This window comes from Pedobacter hiemivivus, assembly GCF_005144565.1.
GTDB lineage: Bacteria > Bacteroidota > Bacteroidia > Sphingobacteriales > Sphingobacteriaceae > Pedobacter > Pedobacter hiemivivus.
In genome coordinates this window covers 349,135-370,329 of record NZ_SWDX01000005.1, presented here as the reverse complement: position 1 = coordinate 370,329, position 21,195 = coordinate 349,135, and the positions used below count along the sequence as shown (strand labels likewise).

The following is a 21,195-nucleotide window of genomic DNA, read 5'->3' as shown; positions in this document are numbered from 1 at the left end:
CCCCATATATGAAAGTTCTGCACTTCTCGATATCCAAAGCCTCATGCAGGTACTGGTTATTCCTGTTTTTTATATTGTTAAATTTTAACTGGCAGAATGCCCAGGCCCAGAGTGGCACATCGGTGTATGATGCTTTTTTAATTCCTGTAAATGGTTGCGGATATTCCAGCTTTACGGATTACCAAAACAATGGTTCTGGTTTCAGTAACAATTACGGGCAGTCGAGCCCTGATGTATGGTATAGCTTTACATTGGGTAGTACTGTTGATGTTAGCATTTCTCTATGCAACAGTAATTTTGATACTTACTTGCATTTATTGGACTTCAATGGGAATCTAGTAAGTTCGGATGATGATGGCGGTTGTGGAAATACTTCTGCAATTAATCAAACTCTTGGAGCAGGGACTTATTATGTTGTTGTGGAGGGATACAGCAGCTATACCGGAGATTTTGCTTTAGACTTTGTGATTAGTGGCAGTGGTACTCCTGCTGTTGGCTCGGATATATACAACCCTGTTTATGCTGGTAGCTTTAGTGGATCTGGTAGTTATACAGATACTCGCAGCAATGCGGATGATTGTCTTGGAAACAACATCGGACAAGTCAGCAATGATATTTACTACCAGTTTACGCTAGGGGCTGAATCAGAAGTGACGCTCTCACATTGTGGGAGTGGATTTGATACTTATATGCTCTTGCTGGATGGTTCAGGCTCAGTGATTACGACCAATGATGATGAATCTTTGCATTCTCCTTGTCCTGGGGTACAGTCTTATATTCAGATGACGCTTCCCGCGGGTACTTATTATGTGGTTTCGGAAGGATACAGTATAAATGTGGGTAATATTGTCACGAACATCAATGTGACACCAGTTTCTTCGGGATTGGCACCAGTTATTGCTTATGTCAATCCTGCTTCTTTTACGGTAGGAACAGCCATTAGTCCAGTGGGTCCCAGCAATACTGGTGGTGCGGTTTCATCGGCTGGTCAAAGTACAACAACGCTTGCTGGGAGTGGCTTTGCCGGTTCAACAAATGGAACGGGCACTGGAGCGAGTTTTAATAATCCGCTGAATGCAGCGGTAGATGCAGCTGGGAATGTGTATGTGGCCGATGCTGGTAACAGCAGTATCCGTAAGATTACTCCCTCGGGAGTGGTGACGACTTTTGCCGGTAGTGGTTCTGCAGGGTATGCGGATGGTGTTGGTACCTCGGCATCCTTTCAACATCCTTCTTATATTGCAATAGATGCTTCTGGGAACCTGTTTGTCTCGGATCAGCATAACAATAGGATCAGGAAGATTAGCCCGTCGGGAGTGGTGAGTACTTTTGCTGGGAGTGGCACTGCCGGATCTGCTAATGGAACAGGAACGGCTGCCAGTTTCCAATCACCAATAGGCTTAGCTTTTGATGGTTCAGGGAACCTTTATGTAGCGGATTACAGTAACCATAAAATAAGAAAGATTACTCCTTCTGGAGTGGTGAGTGATTTTGCTGGCTCTGGGAGTCTTGGGGCAGCAAATGGAGCAGCAGGGATAGCAAGTTTTAACCTACCTATGGGTTTGTCTTTTGATGCCGCGGGTAATTTATATGTGGCCGACCGGGGTAATGCTATGATCAGAAAGATTACGTCGGCTGGAGTAGTGAGTACGCTTGCGGGTAGTTTACCAAGAGGTTATGTGGATGGTCCAGGTAATATTGCGAAATTTAATCCCAGTAATGATTTGGTGCTGGATGGGGATGGGAATATCTATGTTGCGGATCAGTCGAACAATATGGTTCGTAAGGTGAGTCCAACAGGTGAGGTCAGTACCTTTGCGGGCACGACTACAGCTGGTTCTGTGAATGGTACTGGGGCTGTGGTGCGATTTAATTCTGTTTTTGGAATTGCCAGGGGTGGTGATGGGGCAATTTATGTGATCGAGAGTGGGCCTAATCTGATCCGAAAAATGACATTGATGAAGGCTTATACGATCAGCCCTGCTTTACCTGCAGGTTTGGTGTTTAACGATTCAGATGGAACAATCAGTGGTACCCCTACAGTTGTGGCGCCACTAACGACTTATACCATTACGGCTTACAACAGTGCAGGGAGTCATAGTACAACCTTGAGTTTTGCGGTTAATGCAGCTTTGGCTTGTGTGGAGGCTAGTCAGGATCAGAATTACATTACCACTTATGTTCCAAGGGAAGCGGGTTTGATGACAGTAGCAGCGGTAACAGCGGCAAGTTGTGATCCAACTAAGGTGCAGACTGGGATTCAGTATTTTGATGGTCTGGGCAGACCATTGCAAACTGTACAAGTTAAGGGTAGCCCGGATAAGAAGGATATTGTTGTACCGATAGCTTATGATGCCTTTGGCAGGGAGAGCAAAAAGTACCTGCCATATGCCAGTATAGATAATAACGGGGCGTATAAAGCTGATGGTTTAACTAAAGTGATTGATTATTATGCAGCAATGCCAGCTGGGCAGACTGTGGGATTTAATACACCCTTTTCAGAGTCGAGGTTTGAGCCTTCTCCGTTAAACAGGGTATTGGAGCAAGGGGCTCCGGGGGCATCCTGGCAGATCGGTGGCGGGCATACGATAGGAATGAGTTATGAAACAAATGTCGCCGGAGAGGTGAATATCTGGACCGTTTCTGGGACTGGAGGGGCTAGTGTTACATCTCCTTACAATGCTGGAACCCTTTATAAGATGGGGAGTAAAGATGAGAATGGTAATGAAAGTATTGAATATAAAGACTTGCAGGGAAAGGTCCTTTTAAAGAAAGTACAGGATGGGGTTGGAACTTATGTTTCTACTTATTATGTGTATGATGATCTGGGTAACCTGAGGTATGTGTTGCCACCAGCGGTAAGTGTTACGAGTTTTACTGAAAGTGATGCTATCTTTCTGAATTACATTTATGGTTATCATTATGATGGCAGGAAACGGCTAATTAAAAAGAAAATCCCTGGAAAGGGCTGGGAAAGCATGGTTTACAATCAGCTGGATCAGGTTGTCGCAACTCAGGATGCGATGCAGGCTGTTGGTAATCTTTGGACTTTCAGTAAATATGATGCGTTTGGACGTATAATCCAAACTGGAGAAGTATCAGATACCCGTGATCAGGCTGCATTGGCGGCTCATTTAGTTGGGGCTTTGTCAAACTGGGAGTCTCGGGACATTACCCTTACTGAAGGTTATACTCAGGAAAGCTGGCCGCAAAGCTGGAACAAATTGTATACGGTGAACTATTATGATAACTATGATATTCCTAATAATCTTGGCTCTAATTATTATTCCACTGCTGGTGATGTGACTATGACGATGACCAAAGGGCTGTTGACTGCGACTAAGGTGCGGAATCTGGAAAGTGGGGTGATGTATTGGACGGTAAATTATTACAATGAAAGAGGGGAATTAAGGGAAAGTGTGGCACAGAACCATCTGGAGGGTAGGGATCGTTTTGTGAATACCTATAAATTTACGGGAGAACTGGAGAATTCAGTACGAACACACAATAGCAGTACGGTAACCGACTTGGTGATCACGAACGCTTATACCTATGATCATATGGGGAGAACGATAGACAGCAAACAACGGACTGGGGAAAATTCAAATATAGGTAATCCATTGGTTTTGTTATCGAGGAATACTTATAATGGTGTTGGCCAACTGTTAACTAAGGGTTTGCACAGTACAAATTTTGATACGGCAACACCGACCTTTGCAGAGACGGTTAACTATACTTACAATCCACGTGGCTGGTTAAGTAGTCAGCTTGGGAGCTTATTTACCCAAAAATTATGGTATAATGAGCCAATTGATGGAGTGGTTTCCCAGTATAATGGGAATATTAGTAGACAGGAATGGGGACTTGGTAAATACTATAATTATACTTATGATAAACTAAACAGGTTAACTGTGGCCAGTAGCAATGATGCTAACGATGAGCGGATTGGTTATGATGTAATGGGTAATATCAGTAGCATGGAACGTCAATCTTCAGGTGTAGTGGTGGATCTTCTGGGGTATAATTATAATAATACCGGTAACAGGTTGGGTTCGGTTGTGGATGCGAATGGAAATACCAATTCGTTGTTCCAGCTTCCTGGGACTACAGATTATAGTTATGACCTAAATGGTAACATGACGGGGAGAACAAATGCGACAAATTCGGGCAATAATTTAAGTTCGATTGCTTACAATTACCTGAACCTTCCATCGGCATTTTCTGCAGGATCTAATGCGGTTAGTTATATTTATGATGCTTCTGGTAATAAGTTGAAAAAATTAGTAAATGGTGGTACAAGCTTAAATAATGATTATATTGGGGGTATTCAATATGAGAGTGGTGTATTAAAATTTATAAGTACGGAAGCTGGGCGAGTTGTTCGCAACAGTTCTACTGATTATGCTTATGAATATACATTGGCAGATCACTTGGGTAATGGAAGAGTGTACTTTGATATTAGTGGAGGGGTAGCAAGGAAGATTCAGGAGACAGATTATTACGCGTTCGGATTGGATATTCAACGGAGTTTGTCTGGTACAGAAAATAAGTATCAATACAATGGCAAGGAGAAACAGGACCTGGAGAAGATGTATGATTACGGCGCAAGATTTTATGACCCGGTGATAGGAAGGTGGAATGTGATAGATCCGATGAGTGGATTATATATGTCGGAGTCTCCGTATGCTTTTGCTGGTAATTCTCCTGTTACATTTGTTGACGAAGGAGGTTTGTTTAAGATAAATGCTCAGTTTGCTAGATTATATCCTACGCTAACTAGAATGTTGAAGTATTATTTACCAATGCTTAAAGATAATAAAGTCGTAAGAAATGCATTTATAAAAACAACAGGAATGGGAAATGCGGAGTTTGATCAAATGGTGACTTATGGTTCTGGACCATGGATTACACCAACGCGTCCAGAATTGGCCAATTCTAGGAATTGGAATGATCCAGCATATGGTGACGATAGTCAGTTTGATCCTAATCGATATCCTGATGATTTATTTATTTCGCAAGGCAAACTTGAAGCCTTAGAACTTGCTTTCAAGAAAGCCTCTGTTTCTCAAAATGGAAATGAGTTAGGGTTTCAGATGTTTGTAACAAGTTTAACAGTTATGCATGAAGCAACACATTATGGTTTTTTTAAAACGAACGGGCTAGCTAAATCTGAAAAAGTAGAAAGTAAGGTGGAATTAGGAGCTCAATTTGAGAAAGCTGCGTTTGAACAATTTAGTTACAGTACAACTCAAAATGGAGCTATGGACATTGGTAGAATGAGGGCGTTTTATGACGCCAATAGGTCTTCTGATTCAATGATAGGAATGTCACTTATCCCTAATTTGGGTAGTTTCAATTTTAATAGACTGTTCTTAATTGAGGGGAAGCCGCCTAAGCCAATCCCTGAAAAATCTCGAGAACCTGATGCTTTAAGATAATAAACTATGTGGAATGTAAAATCGTTAATTATTCTTGTTTTTATTTCAGCAATTCTAGAGTTTTCCTGCACAGAGCAGATGGATGCAAAAAAGGCTGCTGAAGAGTATTGTAAATGTATGAACGCAAAGGATTTTCAAAATCGGCCTATTTATGCAGGTACGATCTGTCACGCTGAATTGGTAGAAAAAAACCGATTCTATAGGATATTTTTTATAGACAAAAGAGATGAAATTCTGTCAAAAAAATTGACAAAGTCAACTTTAGATAGCGTAGATCTTTATATGCAAATATTTGATCACAATATTCCTCTTAAAATGCGAGAAGCTAACAATAATGTTATATGTTTTCTAGAGGATCGAGAAGTGTTGGATAATACAGAATCTTCCGATCGGAATGGCCGCCAGAAAAATGGTTTGATCTTGGAAGACCATGGATTAACTGAGTACTACTATAAAGGTGGGAAAAAGAATGGAGTATTCAAGAATTACTTTAAAAGGAATCGTAAGCTGCATATCTTGGGCTTTTACAAAGATGATGAACCTGTTGGAAGCTGGTATTTTTTTAATCAGGAAGGAGGAATATATTTGATAGAGGATATTAAAGGATCTAATAAAAGTAAAGAGGTAAGAAGAGCGGATGGAGTAATGGTTAAACCGACATTTATGTCTTATCGAAAGGAATATGATTCAAAAACAGGAGAAGTAAAAAGGGAAGGGCTTGCATTGTTTTACGAAAATGTAGAAGATGGCTTTTACAGATACGGTTATTGGAAGGAATATTGAGTTAATAAGATCTTAGTTTGATTACGGGGCAAGGTTTTATGACCCTGTAATTGGAAGGTGGAACACGCCTGACCCACTAGCGGAAAAATTTATTTCGTGGACGCCTTACAATTATACAATGAATAATCCCATTGTGTTTATAGATCCTTCTGGAATGGCAGCGGAGTATAATTGGGCTGATGGAAAATATTACGATAACGGAAAGGAAGTTACATTTGATCAAGCATTAGCTAGTCATGGTATCAATGCAGGAGGAACAAATAACGATGAACCTCCAATAGATTTATTTGGATCCACTGCAAACCCAGGTTCTGCTTTTCATCAAGTTCCGAAGAATTGGGAGTATAGTGTTGGAGATGGGCATGCCAATGCAGACGGAATACAATATGTAGATGAAAATGGAGTCCCGCAATTAGCAAAGTCGGCCAATGAAGTTAACATTGTACTTGCTCAGAATAGCCCTGAATGGAAAAAAGCCATGGCCGAGGGCAAGGAAATAACACTTACAATATATGCTTGTAATGCGGGTTCAAACGAATTTTATGAGCACAATGGTAAAAAGATTACAAGAAATAAGTCAATAGCTCAGAAGATATCAGAAGCATATCCAAATGTAACCGTTATAGCAGCTGATGGATTTGTTCAATATGGGTGGGATAAAGGAACTGCTAAAATTAAAGGGGTGCAAAATCACAACAACAACAACGGAGGATATATTACAATAAGGAATGGAGAGAAAGTTGCTAAAAAACAACAAGCTTATATATCTCCGGGTGTAACTAAAGAATTACATAAAACTAAACTAAAATGAAAACAACCTCTTTTATTTTAATATGTTTAATGCTGATACTTTTGGTTTCGTGCAATAACGAAAAAAAAAGACAATTTGTTCCTGAAATTCCTACTCACACCAAGTTGATATTAAATAAAGAAGAAACTATTAAACTTTGGAAGAAAGCGATTGATGAAGGAGACTTTAAGGCATATGCTAATATCTCAAATGCTTATTTAATGAATACTCAAATATATGAGCTTTATTATTATTCGCTAATCATGACAAATAAATATAATTGTCCACAGGCATATTATCATTTATTTACTATAATGAACGATAAAGTTTCTATTGATGGCCTGAAACTTTACAGTAATGATGAGGCAACAAGAAATATGTCATTGTATTATCTATTAAGAGCTAAAGAATTGGGGTATACTCAAGCTCAGTTTGAGATTGATGATGTTTTTGGAAAAGGTAAGTCTGTCCCGAAATCTTCATATTTTATACAGCAATTATTAATTTCTCAAAATTTGAAATAGTTTGGACTAGCTCGATTATGGGACGCGGTGATTTGGAGACGGTATATGGTGGATCCGATGGCGTCTATAATCCCAGATTATATACCATGTAATTATTGCTATAATAATCCAATAAACGCAACTGATCCAAATGGAATGTTGGCGGAATATAATTGGAACCCTGGTGAATACGAAGATAATGGGAGTGTTGTAAGTTGGGACTATGTTCAGCAACAGATAACAGAGAGAAGAATGGGAACAACTTATTTTTTAAATCTGGAGGCAATGGACAAACCAGTCCGGTGACAATGGAAAAGAAAGGGAATAAAGGCAATGAATTTTTTTATAATGGAAATAAGTACATAGCTAATAGCTTGCAAACCCTTAAGGGCAGAGATGACAATGATGATAGAATTGGAGCATTTAGTGGAATCTTTTCCCTCGGCGAATCAGAACTTAGTGAGATTCTATAGCATGCGTTCTTAATCCTTGTTGCGAGGTTCAGTCTGCAATAAAATATTGGCACTGGTTTATGATACCCGGAATGATAGTTTTTTGGTCCGACTTTTTAAGTCCTTGAACCAAGAGTAAGTAGTTGCTGGATGAGCTTGGAGAATTCAATTATGATACACATGCTGAAAAAATATGAAAGGACAAAGAATATATTCGAAAGCTGTGCTGATAAATTCTAAACTCTATGAAGAGTCAAATTTAACAACGAAAGGCAAAACAGATTTATATGATCAATATTTTAAATTGCTTAAAAAAGCTGCCTACTTAGGGCATAAAGATGCTATGTATGATTATGCACAGCAATTTGAAGACATGAGTTTCTTAGGGGTAGAAAATCCATTGTTCAATCCAAAGAAGAGGAATTTTTGGTATCATAAAGCTATTGAAGTTGATCATCCTGAGGCTTATAACAATCTTGCCGTTATCTATGAAAGAGGGGGAGGTGTAGAAAAAAACAACGATAAGGCTTTGGAATTTTATAAAAAATCTGCGGGACTAGGATCGGTTCTTGGTAAGAAGAATTATAAGATTATGCTTAAAGATATGGCTAAAGGTGGTCGTTATAATAAATAATTTTATTTACCTAAAAGAAAAATAAAATTATTTATAGATATTAGATTAGGACCAAATTGATTCTTTCAAACAGATAAAGAAGACTACTTTCATGAGCTAGTAATGGAAAATTTTAATGTGTCAGAAAAGTATAGGAAATATCTTATTGAACTTCAATTTAGAGGGTTGAATGTGTATACTGTTTGGGGGACTGATATGGCCGACAAGGAGACCGATAAATTATTGGTCAGTAACACCAAAGTAATGGCTTTTAAGGAAATAAAACAGATTGAACTTGCTTTTAAAGACATTGATGCCCCTTTTCTCGATGACATGAACTTCAGGGAATGGGTGGAGCATGAGGATTTAAGTACTGCTTACAGCGTAAATAACCTAACCTGGTTGTCTAAATTTAAATTCAGCTTTCTTAATGATAGATCTACTTCTTTGGAAGTACTGGCTGACATCAATCTTATCCAGGATTTTGCTATTCAGGTTGATCATTCAAGACTTCAACCTATTTTCGATCAACCGGCAATGGTGAATTTAAAGGACTTTATTTACGATAACCATTTTTGGAAGGGAGGAGCTAAAGATAGCTTCGCTTTAAAGAAGGAAGAAATGGAGATTGTAACTTTGTGTAATAACCTATATACAATATTTTATGACAGCATAAGTTTCGTGTAGAATTTGGTTGAGAATCAAAAACATCCATTTCTCGATAGTGAGCCTGTGTAGTTAGTCAGGTAAAAGAACTTTACAATGTATTTCTTAAGTAATTGGTGGAGTGGGGTCAATCATTTTTATTTTTCCATCACTGCCAAAATAACCCTGCAAAGCTTTCAATTGTGCTTTATTCAGCACCTTTTCCAATTCCGCTTCCTTTGCCTCTTTGATCTTTTTTACAGATTTGAAATGTTGCAGCAACTTATCTGCGGTAGTTTTTCCAATACCGGGAATTTGTTCAAGTTCCGTTTTGAGTGTGCCTTGATCTCTCTTTTTCCGGTGAAAAGTAATACCGAAGCGGTGGGCCTCATCACGTAACTGCTGAATGATTTTTAAGGTCTCAGACTTCTTATCCAGATACAGCGGATAAGGATCTCCAGGGAAGAATAATTCTTCCAGTCGTTTCGCAATTCCAATTACTGTTACCTTCTTCTCGATGCCTAATTTTTTTAAACTGGTCATAGCAGACGAAAGCTGGCCTTTACCACCATCAATGATGATCAGTTGAGGTAGCGGATCCTCTTCTTCAAGCATGCGCTTATATCGCCTGTAAACGGCTTCCTCCATTGTCGCAAAATCGTTAGGCCCCTCAACGGTTTTTACGTTAAAGTGTCTGTAATCTTTTTTGGAAGGTTTGGCATCTTTGAACACTACAATTGCAGAAACCGGATAGGCACCCTGGAAGTTGGAGTTATCAAAGCATTCGATATGTTGAGGCAATTTAGTAAGCCCAAGATCTTTTTGCATTTGCGTAAGGATCCTGTCTGTCCGTAAATCTGGGTTTAACTTCTCGTATTGGTTCAGTTTCTCCTTTTTGAAGAAGAGTACATTTTTCTGTGAAAGCTCAAGTAGCTTTTTCTTTTCGCCCAATTTTGGGACGGTAAATTTCAGGTTCTTATCGATCAGTGTAATGTCGAAAGGAACGATGATCTCTTTTGAAGTACTGTTAAATCGGTTACGGAACTCCGTAATGGCGATAGTCAATAGTTCCTCATCGGTTTCATCCAAACGCTTCTTGATCTCGATCGTTTGGGTTTGAATGATGCTACCGTTCATCACTTTCAGGTAATTTACAAATGCATAGCGTTCATCTGAAGCAATGCTGACCACATCTATATTGGTAATGGCACTGTTTACAACGGTCGACTTGCTTTGGTATTTTTCAAGCACCAGCAATTTGCGCTGGTATTGGTGGGCAAGCTCGAAGTTTAAATCGGCAACGGCTTTTTTAATGACCTGATTGACGTCTTTGATCACGTTACCAATTTTCCCGTTCAGGATATCCTTGATCTCTTCAATATTTGAGTCGTAGTCTGCCGCTGTTTGATAAGCCTGGCAAGGACCTTTGCAGTTTCCTATTTGGTATTCAAGGCATACTTTGAACTTCCCGTCATCAATGTTTTTAGCATTAAGGGGAAGGTTACAAGTACGTAAAGGATAAGTTTCTTTAATTAAATCAAGGATGGTGTGCATCATCCCTACAGAGGCGTATGGGCCAAAGTAGGTAGAACCATCCTTAATCATTTTCCTGGTCCAGTATAAACGCGGAAAGGGCTCTTTTTTGATGATGATCCATGGATAGGTCTTATCATCTTTAAGCATGATGTTGTACCTCGGCTGGTGCTTTTTAATCAGACTGTTCTCTAAAAGCCAGGCATCAATCTCAGTGTCGACAATGGTAAACGTGATGTTACGGATTTTAGAAACCAGTACCTTGGTTTTTCCGTTCATCTGGTTGTCCTTATTAAAATAAGAGCCAACCCTGTTTCTTAAATTCTTGGCCTTACCGATATAAATGAGCGTGCCATCAACGTCCCAATACTGGTATACACCAGGATTATTTGGAATGTCGGACAGGGCCTTTTTATAATCGAAAGCACTCATTGAAATATAATATGCTATGGTTTATTAAAAACCTAATTTTTCTTCTGATTCAGGCTTTTGTTCCTGTTGTTGATATTTATCGCAGTCGTAAACAATTGTTTCTCCATTTTTAGGCGGAGCAAAATCTGCCTGTGAAATTTTCAACTTTGGATTGGCATACACGCGCCTCATGAAACCGGCAAAGATTGGCAATGCGGTTGTTGCACCATCACCACCAGCAGTACTGGTGAAATGGAACGCACGGTCTTCACAGCCTGTCCAAACGCCAGCAACTAATTGCGGACTGATCCCCATAAACCAACCGTCAGAGTTGTTTTGGGTAGTTCCTGTTTTGCCGCCGATAGCTCCTTTAACGCCGTATTTAGCAGCCAAGCGCCAACCGGTACCATGGGTGATCACACCTCTAAGCATTCGGGTCATCACATAGGCAAGTTCTTCACTAATTACCGGTTTTGGAATGGGCTTTTCATTATAAAGGACAACACCGTTTCTATCTTCAATCCTTACAATATAACTAGGCTTAGTCCATACACCTTTATTGGCAAAAACACTGTAGGCACCAACCATATCGTACACAGAAGCATCAAATGAACCTAGTGCGATAGAAGGGTAAGCCGGCACATCGGAGGTAATACCCATTTTTTTAGCCAATGTAGCTACTGCGTTTGGTCCCACTTGTTTCATTAAATAGGCTGCAATATAGTTTTGTGATAGTGCCAGTCCTTTTTGTAGGGTAATATAACCCGGAACTGTTCCGCCAGACTTTGGCGTCCATGCCGGACTTCCAGGAACTTCGATGGTTACAGGCTCATTTAATACGGTAGTACATGGCGAATAACCATTTTCTATAGCCACGGTATAGGTGAAAGGTTTAGCGGTAGAGCCTACTTGCCTTGTTCCCATTTTTACCTGATCGTATTTAAAGTGCTCATAATTGATGCCACCAACCCATGCTTTAACAAATCCTGTTTGAGGATCCATAGCCATCATGGCATTTCTAAGTAGCATTTTATAGTATTTTACTGAGTCGATCGGTTTCATTAACGTATCAATGTCTCCTCTCCAGGTAAAGATGTTTAGCCTGGTAGGGGTGTTGAAGTCTTTTTTGATCTCTTCTTCAGATTTACCTTCCAACTGAAGCATCTTGTAACGGTCTGATCTTTTCATCCCTTGTTCTATCTGCAGCTCTTTGCCTTTAAAAGGATTTCTGCCTTTCCAACTCTTGTCAAATGAAACTTGCAGTGTCTTCATGTATTCTCTCTGTGCCTCCTCGGCATAGGTCTGCATGTCGTAGTTTAGGGTGGTGTAGATCTTTAACCCATCTCTATCCAAATCGTAAGGCACGCCATTATTGGTGATGTCACGCTCCTGGAAGATTCTTTTGATGTCGGTTTTTAGGACTGCTCTGAAATAAGGAGCAATGCCATCATTTACGGTTGCTGCACTAAAGTGAAGACCAAGTGGTTTTTCTTTTTCAGTCTCGTATTGTTGCTCAGTCAATAAGTCGTTCTTTACCATTAATCCCATAATCGTATTTCTACGCGCCAATGAACGGTCAGGGTTGCGGGTAGGTGAGTATCGGCTAATACCTTTCAGAATACCGATTAGGGTAGCTGATTGTGCAACGGTTAATTTATCTGGAGTGGTATCGAAATAAACTCTGGCGGCCGATTTGATGCCGTACGCCTGATTACCAAAATCAACAGTGTTCAGGTACATCACCAGAATTTCCTCTTTGGTATAGTTGCGTTCTAACTTCACCGCAATCACCCATTCCTGGAATTTTTGAAGGAGACGTTTGGCAAAGTTTTTTTGTCTGCCTTCTTCAGAGAAAAGGTTCAAAGCAAGCTGTTGCGTAATGGTACTACCACCTTGTTTTTTTCCAACCAAGGCATATAGGAATATGGTGAATGTACGTTTGAAATCGATACCAGAATGCTCTTTAAACCGGATGTCTTCTGTAGCAATTAAGGCATTGATAACATTCGGAGAAATTTCCTGATAGTTGATATTGGAACGGTTTTGTATAAAATAAGTACCCAATACCTTGTTCTCATCATCTAGAATTTCTGATGCTTGGTTACTTTTAGGATGTTCTATGTCTCTGAAAGAGGGAAGGGTACCAAATACACCAAATCCAATAGCCATAATGAACAGTGCAAATACTACGATCCCACCTATTAATAGCTTCCATAACCCAAAATTGTACTTCCTGATATCTTCTTTCGAAAGTTGTTTGTTCATTCTAATAGTTGTTTTTATAAAATACCAGGTATTTGTTTAACAAATCTTTACTGGTTAATTTATCAAAGTTTTCTTTACTGATGATGAAGCTACTGTAGATGTTAGCAGGGACTTTCATGATCTGTTTCAATTGAGGCGCAATTCCCGATGCGTAAGCTTTCGCGTCGTCAAAATTACTAAAGTTCCCTACATATACCAGCTGATCATTGTCAAATTCTTTCAGTTGATGTTTTAAGTTGGATCCGGCATAGTTCCCTCTATTGAATTGTCCGATGCCAAATCGGGATGAGCTGAGCGTTAAAGCCGCATCCGCTACGTCAATCACATAATAGTATACTGTAGAGGTAGCGGTACTGAAGATGCTCTCTACTTTTACAGGAGCAGCGACCTCTTCTGCTGGTTTAACGGTTGCAATTGTGTCAGTTTTGGTTACCGGTAAGGCTGGTTGAACAGGTACAGGTTTTGGTGCTACAGTCGGCGCGGGTATCGGTACTACCGTTGCGACAGGTTTCTGTACCGGTGTTGGCGTTGGTGTGTATACTTGTGCTGTTTTGAAAGGAGATTCTCCGGGGTCAAAATCAGGTAATGCAATTCTTCTGTTCTTGAATTCGGCCAGATGCGCATTGATATAAGCAATGTGGTCTTTTACGAGCGGAGTAATCAGCCTGTCATCAGGGAATGCTGTAGTGATCCCATTCAATGCGGTTAATAACGGATCTATAGAATTGGTTCGTCCGATCGAAATGGCTTTCAAATAGGCATACTGTGGCGACAGATAGTTCGCTGCGTTTGCTTGCTGAGCTTCATCAACACGTTGAATAACGTTATTAAATTCTTTCTTTTGGTATTGGTCGAAGATGTCGTTATACTGCTTATTGATCGCTGTTTCCATTTCTGTCTGTTTGATAGAGAAAGAAGGATCAAGGATCGTTTTTGCATATACAGAGTTGGGGAACTCTTTTAATATTTTTTTCTTGTAATGCTCGGCTTTGGCTTCATCTTTATTTTTATTGATGAGGAATAGGCTATAATAGGTGGCCGATAAATGGTTGTTTGCTGGAAAACGGGCTAAAAGAATTTGATAAACTTCGTCTGCTTCTTCGGGATCGTTGAGTTCCTGCAAATAGAAGTTTGCAATATCGTAATAGGCATCAATGATTTTTTGATCTGATTTAGCCAATAGCTCCGGAGTACCAGGTAAAGCATCAGCATAGGCTTTGATTTCTGCTTCCTTACCTGCAAGCGCCAATGCATTTTGACCTGGATCTGTAACAGCAGGGTTATTAATGACATTTGTGATCTCCTGAATGGTAGTTTGTGCAGATGAACGGATGCTTTGACGCCAGTTGTTCTCTAATTTTCTGTTTCCCCATTTCTTTTTAAAATCTGAATAACCAGTGCTTAAAGCAGCTGGATTATTAAAATAGAAGGTGCTGGAACCTGGTGCTTTCTTACTGCCAGCTTCGTAAGCTCCAAATGGTGATGGGACCGCGTTATTTTGAGCAATAACTAGTGGTTTGTTTGCCACAGGGATGAATAGGGATTGTATTTTAACTAAGCGATCTTGTTCTGGTAATCTGGCGATCGCCTGTAGCGTGTCTTCTTTTGAAATAATCTGGTAACGACTGGTTAGATATTCCAGATTTTGAGTCTTTTTAACAATAATGTCGTAGCCCGGGTAGCTTTTGGGTAGTGTATTTACAGCGCTATCATAATACAGTTTGGCATTTAGATAATTATGCAACTGTTTAAAATTGAGGTCGGCTATTTTTAAATAAGAAAGACCTTTTTGATATTGGTTCTTAGCACTCTTTTGGATAGACTTTTTGTATTGTTTTATCGCGTTGTCATAATCTCCATCTGCGGATAGACTTTCGGCTATCTGATAATACACCTGGTCATTATAGTCTGTGTTTTTATCGTCCTTTAGAAGTGCAAGCAGTTCATCCTGGCGATTGGTTTTTTTAGTGCTCAATAAGGCATTGAGCTTAATCTGGTTTAGGTTGGCATTAAAATACATTTCGAACGGAGCATTGCTTCTTTCGACTCTTCTGTAATTTAATAAAGCCTCTTTATAGTTTTTCTGTTGTTCTGACAATTGCGCCAGAATATAGGTCCACCTGATTTTGTTTTGACTATTGCTACCCTCTTTGATGGCCTCTTTTAAAAATGAAATGGCCTCAGGGTACTTATGCTGATAAATAGCCATTTGGGCAAGGGTTGCCAAAGGTTCTGCTTTGTTTTTCTTTGAAGCGGCAATGGCATAAGCCAAGGTGTCTAGTTCTTGTTTGGCTTCGCTAAGTCTTTTTACCTGCATTAAACTTCTGGCTTTCCAGTTTAAAGCTTCGATATAGCTATTGGTACTTTTTTTAAAGTTTTTGGTGGTATAGTCGAAATACTCTGTGGCATTAAAATAGTTTCCTTTATAAAATTGAGCCTTTCCCATTAGGTTATAGGCATCGTCGAGGTAGTTGCTATAGTTTTTTTCAAGGATGATGACCTGGGCCTTTTTAATGACTTCATCTATTGATTTACCACCTGTACCTTCCTTTACCATAAAGTTATCATCAATCTCTGGTCCGAGGTAAACGGGTAAAATCTGATCATAATTTTCCGGGAAGCTTTCGGCAAGTTCTTGCTGATGTGCAGTAAGGATTACATTGGAGTTATATATATAATTATAACGGGCAGTCAAATTCTGCATACTGCGGGTTGTTGCATTGTCTTTTTGTGAACCGCAGGCGTAGATTATACAAACGCATATACTAAATAGTACTACCTTTATATTGTGAATAGCGTAGTTTTTCAATTATAGGGTGGTTTAGTGCTTATAAACAACAAAATATATGCAAAAGTATTTTATTCATCATTAACTTCTTAACAAAACCTGTTTTATTTATAAATCATTTCTCTATGATAGATCCTAATGAGAAGAAAAAGGAAGTAAATAACTTTGCCCGTTACTCCTCGATCAGTTTTCAAATGATTGCTGTGATTGGTGTGTTCGCTTATGCAGGATATGAGATTGATGCCCATAGGAATAGCAAGAGTCCGATTTTTACTGCCGTATTGAGCTTGTTAGGTGTGGTGATCTCCTTGTATCAGGTTGTTAAACAATTAAATAAAGAGAAATGATTACATAAATCGGGGCTAAATATATACTTTTGTGAAAATTTACTGATTTGAGTTTAGCACGATTTACATTTTCTTATTTGTTATTTACGGTGGTACTTGGTGCCATCGCTTATTTATTACCATCTGTTTTTCCTGACGTTAAGATTCTGGCCAACAAGTTTTGGGTGGTCTTCGGATTCCTGGCTGGGATTACTTTTATAGCTTATGTAGTAGCTGATCTGGGGATGAAGCGCAATCCTGAAGCGGGTGTAATGGCCATTATGGCATCAATTGCACTGAAGATGATTTTCTCTATGGCTTTTGTACTGATTTACAGTGTGAACAGTAAAGAAAAGGGGATGGTTTTCGTCCTGAATTTTTTTTCTTTATATTTATTGTTCAGCTTCTTTGAAATATACTCTTTGTTACGTAACTTGCGCCACCAAAATAAATAGTAAAAATCTGCGACTAAATGGATTGTAGCCACGTTTTTGAATTTAAAGTTAATAGGTTAATTGTTGTTTTTACGCTTTTTTTAGCGCTTTTCTCTGCTACACCGGCGGCTTTTGCCCAGGTTGACAGTGTAACAACTGATAGTACTCATGCCGAGACTAAGGCTGAGAAGAAGTTTGATATCGGTAAGTTTGCTTTGCATCACATTGCCGATTCTCATAGCTGGCACGTTATAGGTCATACCTATATCAACCTACCAGTGATTTTGTATACCCCAAGTGGTTTAGTTACCTTCAGTTCTGGAGATTTCAATCATGATGATGAAGCTACTGTAGTAGTGGAACGTAAAGGGCAGCGTTTTGTTAAAATGCACGAGAAGATCTACTATGCTTCTGAAATTGCGAATGCGCACGGACAGTATGTAGAATTAGATGAAAAACATCATGCATTAAATGCACGTCCGCTTGATTTGTCTATCACCAAAAACGTTTGTACTTTGTTTTTATCTATCATCGTTTTGCTTGCTGTGTTCTTCAATGTAGCTAGTGGTTATAGAAAACGTAAAGGTAAATCTCCAAAAGGATTGCAATCATGGATGGAACCGATTATTCTATTTGTACGTGATGATATCGCTAAGCCAAATCTTGGTCATAAATACGAGCGTTTCATGCCTTATTTGTTAACTGTGTTTTTCTTTATCTGGTTCAATAATATGTTGGGTCTGGTTCCATTTTTACCTGGAGGTGCAAACTTAACTGGTAATATTGCGGTAACCATGATTCTTGCGATTGCAACATTTGGTATCACTGTATTCAATGGTAATAAATACTACTGGAAACACATCTTTATGCCTGACGTACCATGGTGGATGTATATCGTTATGGTTCCGGTTGAGTTGTTCGGTATCTTTACTAAGCCTATTGCCTTAATGATTCGTTTGTTTGCTAACATTACTGCAGGACACATCTTGGTGTTGTCGTTGATCTGTCTTGTGTTTGTATTCAACAGTCTATATATAGCTCCGATCTCTATTGCTTTTGCAGTATTCATTGGCGCGATCGAACTACTGGTAGCATTTATCCAGGCGTTTATATTTACGATTTTGTCGGCCCTGTTTATCGGAATGGCAATTGAAGAACACCATTAATAAGAATTATTTTTTAACAACAATTAATATATAAAATCATGATTACAGGAAGTATTGCTGCAATTGGTGCAGGATTAGCTGCGATTGGCGCTGGTCTAGGTATCGGACGCATTGGTGGTTCAGCTATGGACGGTATTGCTCGTCAACCAGAAGCTGCATCTAAAATCCAAACTGCAATGTTAATCGCTGCTGCCTTCGTTGAAGCTGTTGCGCTTTTCGCAGTAGTTGTTGCCCTAATGGGTAATGGCTAGAAATTAAACGGTACCAGGTAGAGATATCTGGTACCATTTATTGTTAAAAAAGAACAAAATATTTTATACATATACAGATGGAATTATTATTACCTGAATTCGGCCTAGTTATCTTTCAATCCATTGCTTTCTTATTGCTAATGTTTTTATTGGCAAAATTTGCATGGAAACCAATTTTAGCGGCAATTAAAGAGCGTGAGCAATCTATTGATGAAGCTTTAAACAAAGCTGAATTAGCAAAACAAGAAATGGCTCGTTTGACTTCACAAAATGAGGAGTTAATGAAAGAAGCACGTGCTGAGCGTGATTTAATCTTGAAAGAAGCTAAAACTTTAAAGGATAACATCCTTAATGAGGCAAAAACTCAAGCGCATAATGAAGGTTCTAAACTAATTGAGAAAGCTAAAATTGAAATTGAAAATCAAAAGAAAGCTGCTTTAGCTGAATTGAAAAATCAAGTTTCAACTTTATCTCTTGATATTGCTGAGCGTGTATTGCGTAACCAGCTTCAGGATAAAGCTAAACAAGAAGATTTAGTGGCTAACCTTTTAAAAGATGTTGAATTAAACTAGTCAATAGTTTAGTTAACGAGATATAACGGAAAAAATGGCAGAAAATAAAGCAGCATCGAGATACGCTAAATCATTAATTGATCTTTCTAATGAGCGTAATGCTTTGGAAGAAATTAAGAATGATATGGTGCTTTTAGTGCAGGTGGTAGATCAAAACCCTGAACTGGAAGCTATCCTTAAGAACCCTATTGTTCCTTTGAATAAGAAAACAGGAATTCTGGATGGTTTATTTGTAGGTAAGGTTAATGAGGTTACCAGTGCTTTTTTTAAGTTGGTGGTAAACAAAGGCCGTTCTGCAATTCTATTTGATACAGCAAAAGCTTTTCTTGCACAATACAATGCCATTAAAGGTATTGTTACTGCAGATGTAACTTCAGCTACTGAACTTACTGCTGAAAGCCGCGCAGAGATCGAAGCAATAGTGAAAAAAGAAATTGGCGCCAATGTGGTTGTGATTAAAGAAAAAGTTAATGACAAACTAATAGGTGGTTTTATTTTAAAGGTAGGTGATAAGCAGTTTGATGCTAGTATTGCCAGCAGTTTAAATAAACTTAAAAAAGAATTTGCTCAAGGCATTGTTTAAGCAAGAGCGAAATAGAGATAACAAATACTGAATTTACAAAAGAAATAATATAAAATTATGGTAGAGGTAAGACCAGACGAAGTATCGGCAATTATCAGGCAGCAATTGGCGGGCTTCAAATCAGAAGCAGAACTTGAAGAAGTTGGTACCGTATTGCAAGTGGGCGATGGTATTGCCCGTGTTTATGGTTTAACTAAAGTTCAATCGGGCGAGTTAGTTGAATTTGAAACAGGCTTGCAAGGAATTGTTTTAAACCTTGAAGAAGATAATGTTGGTGTGGTACTATTAGGCCCATCTGACAAGATCAAAGAAGGTGATACTATTAAACGTACTAAGAAAATCGCCTCTATCAAAGTTGGTGAAGGTATGTTAGGTCGTGTTGTAAACACAATGGGTGAACCAATTGATGGTAAAGGACCAATCATTGGCCAAACTTATGAAATGCCAATCGAGCGTAAAGCTCCTGGTGTAATCTATCGTCAGCCGGTAACTGAGCCTTTACAAACTGGTATCAAAGCTATCGATGGTATGATTCCAATCGGTCGTGGTCAACGTGAGTTGGTTATTGGTGACCGTCAGATTGGTAAAACTGCGGTTTGTATTGATACTATTATCAACCAAAAAGAATTTTACGAAGCAGGTAACCCTGTTTACTGTATATATGTAGCTTGTGGACAAAAAGCAAGTACAGTAGCTAACATCGTTCGTACTTTAGAGGAAAACGGTGCCATGCCTTATACTGTAGTTGTTGCAGCTTCTGCTGCTGAGCCAGCTCCATTACAATTTTATGCTCCATTCTCTGGTGCAGCAATCGGTGAGTTCTTCCGTGATACGGGTAGACCAGCTTTAATTGTTTATGATGATTTGTCTAAACAAGCTGTAGCTTACCGTGAGGTTTCTCTATTGTTACGTCGTCCACCGGGCCGTGAGGCTTATCCTGGTGACGTGTTTTATCTTCACAGTCGTTTGTTAGAGCGTGCTGCAAAGATCAACGCAAATGATGAGATCGCTCAGGCAATGAATGATTTACCTGAATCATTAAAAGGTATCGTTAAAGGTGGTGGTTCATTAACTGCTCTTCCAATTATCGAAACTCAGGCTGGTGACGTTTCTGCTTATATCCCAACTAACGTAATTTCGATTACTGACGGACAGATCTTCTTAGAATCTAACTTGTTCAACGCGGGTATTCGTCCGGCTATTAACGTAGGTATCTCGGTATCACGTGTAGGTGGTAATGCTCAGATCAAGTCGATGAAGAAAGTTGCTGGTACATTGAAATTGGATCAGGCTCAATACCGTGAGTTAGAGGCTTTCTCTAAATTCGGATCTGACCTGGATGCAGCTACTAAATCAGTATTGGATAAAGGTTCACGTAACGTTGAGATCTTGAAACAAGGTCAATTCTCTCCAATGACTGTTGAGAAACAAGTTGCCATCATTTACCTAGGTACTAAAAACTTAATGCGTTCTGTTCCTATCGATAAAGTGAAGGAATTTGAAGCGGAATATTTACAACAACTTGAGCAACGTCATGGCGAAACTTTAAAAGCTTTAAAGGCTGGTAAGTTTGATGATACGATCACAGGTGTATTGGAAACTGTAGCTAAAGAGCTTTCAAGTAAATATTAATATTAGATCT

Annotated in this window: 16 protein-coding genes and 1 pseudogene; 14 read left to right on the top strand and 3 right to left on the bottom strand. The window is 39.1% G+C overall.

Annotated features, from left to right (window positions below):
* Window positions 1-8: 8 nt before the first annotated feature.
* The 7 genes and pseudogenes from FBD94_RS14690 to FBD94_RS14660 all read left to right on the top strand — a co-directional run bounded on the left by FBD94_RS14690 (window position 9) and on the right by FBD94_RS14660 (window position 9,266).
* Window positions 9-5,438: a DUF6443 domain-containing protein gene (locus FBD94_RS14690; RefSeq protein ID WP_136880724.1), complete on the top strand. Its 5,430-nt coding sequence runs from the start codon at window positions 9-11 to the stop codon at window positions 5,436-5,438.
* Between the two features lie 6 nt (window positions 5,439-5,444).
* Window positions 5,445-6,221 carry a toxin-antitoxin system YwqK family antitoxin gene (locus FBD94_RS14685; RefSeq protein WP_136880723.1) on the top strand — a complete coding sequence of 259 codons (777 nt, stop codon included), beginning with the start codon at window positions 5,445-5,447 and terminating at the stop codon, window positions 6,219-6,221.
* Between the two features lie 31 nt (window positions 6,222-6,252).
* Window positions 6,253-7,032 (top strand): annotated as a pseudogene (locus FBD94_RS14680) (RHS repeat domain-containing protein); the annotation flags it as partial.
* Window positions 7,029-7,535: a hypothetical protein gene (locus FBD94_RS14675; protein ID WP_136880721.1), complete on the top strand. Its 507-nt coding sequence runs from the start codon at window positions 7,029-7,031 to the stop codon at window positions 7,533-7,535. The pseudogene FBD94_RS14680 and the gene FBD94_RS14675, both read left to right, overlap by 4 nt.
* Window positions 7,536-7,729: 194 nt before the next feature.
* The gene (locus FBD94_RS26120) at window positions 7,730-7,987 is read left to right on the top strand and encodes a hypothetical protein (protein ID WP_205945886.1); all 258 of its coding nucleotides are present in this window, start codon (window positions 7,730-7,732) and stop codon (window positions 7,985-7,987) included.
* Window positions 7,988-8,159: 172 nt separating this feature from the next.
* Window positions 8,160-8,600 carry a tetratricopeptide repeat protein gene (locus tag FBD94_RS14665; RefSeq protein ID WP_136880719.1) on the top strand — a complete coding sequence of 147 codons (441 nt, stop codon included), beginning with the start codon at window positions 8,160-8,162 and terminating at the stop codon, window positions 8,598-8,600.
* A 102-nt stretch (window positions 8,601-8,702) separates the two neighbouring features.
* Window positions 8,703-9,266, top strand: coding sequence for a hypothetical protein (locus tag FBD94_RS14660; protein WP_136880718.1), 564 nt, complete (start codon window positions 8,703-8,705; stop codon window positions 9,264-9,266).
* An 84-nt stretch (window positions 9,267-9,350) separates the two neighbouring features.
* Here FBD94_RS14660 and uvrC read toward each other — a convergent pair whose 3' ends face one another.
* The 3 genes from uvrC to porW are packed head-to-tail and all read right to left on the bottom strand — an operon-like array spanning window position 9,351 to window position 16,242.
* Window positions 9,351-11,189, bottom strand: a complete 1,839-nt coding sequence (gene uvrC / locus FBD94_RS14655; RefSeq protein WP_136880717.1) for an excinuclease ABC subunit UvrC — start codon at window positions 11,187-11,189, stop codon at window positions 9,351-9,353.
* A 24-nt stretch (window positions 11,190-11,213) separates the two neighbouring features.
* A complete protein-coding gene (locus tag FBD94_RS14650; RefSeq protein WP_136880716.1) occupies window positions 11,214-13,433 on the bottom strand; it encodes a penicillin-binding protein 1A in 2,220 nt (739 codons plus the stop codon).
* 1 nt (window position 13,434) lies between these two features.
* A complete protein-coding gene (porW, locus tag FBD94_RS14645; protein WP_136880715.1) occupies window positions 13,435-16,242 on the bottom strand; it encodes a type IX secretion system periplasmic lipoprotein PorW/SprE in 2,808 nt (935 codons plus the stop codon).
* Between the two features lie 104 nt (window positions 16,243-16,346).
* Between porW and FBD94_RS14640 the strand changes: the two genes are divergently transcribed.
* The 7 genes from FBD94_RS14640 to atpA all read left to right on the top strand — a co-directional run bounded on the left by FBD94_RS14640 (window position 16,347) and on the right by atpA (window position 21,185).
* Window positions 16,347-16,568, top strand: coding sequence for an AtpZ/AtpI family protein (locus FBD94_RS14640; RefSeq protein WP_136880714.1), 222 nt, complete (start codon window positions 16,347-16,349; stop codon window positions 16,566-16,568).
* Between the two features lie 47 nt (window positions 16,569-16,615).
* Window positions 16,616-17,002, top strand: coding sequence for a hypothetical protein (locus FBD94_RS14635; RefSeq protein ID WP_131608215.1), 387 nt, complete (start codon window positions 16,616-16,618; stop codon window positions 17,000-17,002).
* Window positions 17,003-17,019: 17 nt separating this feature from the next.
* Window positions 17,020-18,147 carry a F0F1 ATP synthase subunit A gene (atpB, locus tag FBD94_RS14630; RefSeq protein ID WP_131608216.1) on the top strand — a complete coding sequence of 376 codons (1,128 nt, stop codon included), beginning with the start codon at window positions 17,020-17,022 and terminating at the stop codon, window positions 18,145-18,147.
* A gap of 41 nt (window positions 18,148-18,188) precedes the next feature.
* Complete coding sequence (atpE, locus tag FBD94_RS14625; RefSeq protein WP_062551197.1) at window positions 18,189-18,398, top strand: ATP synthase F0 subunit C; 210 nt, start codon at window positions 18,189-18,191, stop codon at window positions 18,396-18,398.
* A gap of 77 nt (window positions 18,399-18,475) precedes the next feature.
* Entirely contained in the window at window positions 18,476-18,970 is a 495-nt protein-coding gene (locus FBD94_RS14620; protein WP_131608217.1) for a F0F1 ATP synthase subunit B, read from the top strand.
* A 34-nt stretch (window positions 18,971-19,004) separates the two neighbouring features.
* Entirely contained in the window at window positions 19,005-19,553 is a 549-nt protein-coding gene (atpH, locus tag FBD94_RS14615; protein ID WP_131608218.1) for an ATP synthase F1 subunit delta, read from the top strand.
* 57 nt (window positions 19,554-19,610) lie between these two features.
* Window positions 19,611-21,185, top strand: coding sequence for a F0F1 ATP synthase subunit alpha (atpA, locus tag FBD94_RS14610; protein WP_136880713.1), 1,575 nt, complete (start codon window positions 19,611-19,613; stop codon window positions 21,183-21,185).
* The last annotated feature ends 10 nt before the right edge of the window (window positions 21,186-21,195 follow it).

What these genes read in the sequence shown, in the direction of transcription:
- FBD94_RS14690 (WP_136880724.1), top strand. Translation starts at nt 9, where the DNA reads ATGAAAGTTCTGCACTTCTCGATATCCAAAGCCTCATGCAGGTACTGG.
- FBD94_RS14685 (WP_136880723.1), top strand. Translation starts at nt 5,445, where the DNA reads ATGTGGAATGTAAAATCGTTAATTATTCTTGTTTTTATTTCAGCAATT.
- FBD94_RS14675 (WP_136880721.1), top strand. Translation starts at nt 7,029, where the DNA reads ATGAAAACAACCTCTTTTATTTTAATATGTTTAATGCTGATACTTTTG.
- FBD94_RS14665 (WP_136880719.1), top strand. Translation starts at nt 8,160, where the DNA reads ATGAAAGGACAAAGAATATATTCGAAAGCTGTGCTGATAAATTCTAAA.
- FBD94_RS14660 (WP_136880718.1), top strand. Translation starts at nt 8,703, where the DNA reads ATGGAAAATTTTAATGTGTCAGAAAAGTATAGGAAATATCTTATTGAA.
- uvrC (WP_136880717.1), bottom strand. Translation starts at nt 11,189, where the DNA reads ATGAGTGCTTTCGATTATAAAAAGGCCCTGTCCGACATTCCAAATAAT.
- FBD94_RS14650 (WP_136880716.1), bottom strand. Translation starts at nt 13,433, where the DNA reads ATGAACAAACAACTTTCGAAAGAAGATATCAGGAAGTACAATTTTGGG.
- FBD94_RS14640 (WP_136880714.1), top strand. Translation starts at nt 16,347, where the DNA reads ATGATAGATCCTAATGAGAAGAAAAAGGAAGTAAATAACTTTGCCCGT.
- atpB (WP_131608216.1), top strand. Translation starts at nt 17,020, where the DNA reads ATGGATTGTAGCCACGTTTTTGAATTTAAAGTTAATAGGTTAATTGTT.
- FBD94_RS14620 (WP_131608217.1), top strand. Translation starts at nt 18,476, where the DNA reads ATGGAATTATTATTACCTGAATTCGGCCTAGTTATCTTTCAATCCATT.
- atpH (WP_131608218.1), top strand. Translation starts at nt 19,005, where the DNA reads ATGGCAGAAAATAAAGCAGCATCGAGATACGCTAAATCATTAATTGAT.
- atpA (WP_136880713.1), top strand. Translation starts at nt 19,611, where the DNA reads ATGGTAGAGGTAAGACCAGACGAAGTATCGGCAATTATCAGGCAGCAA.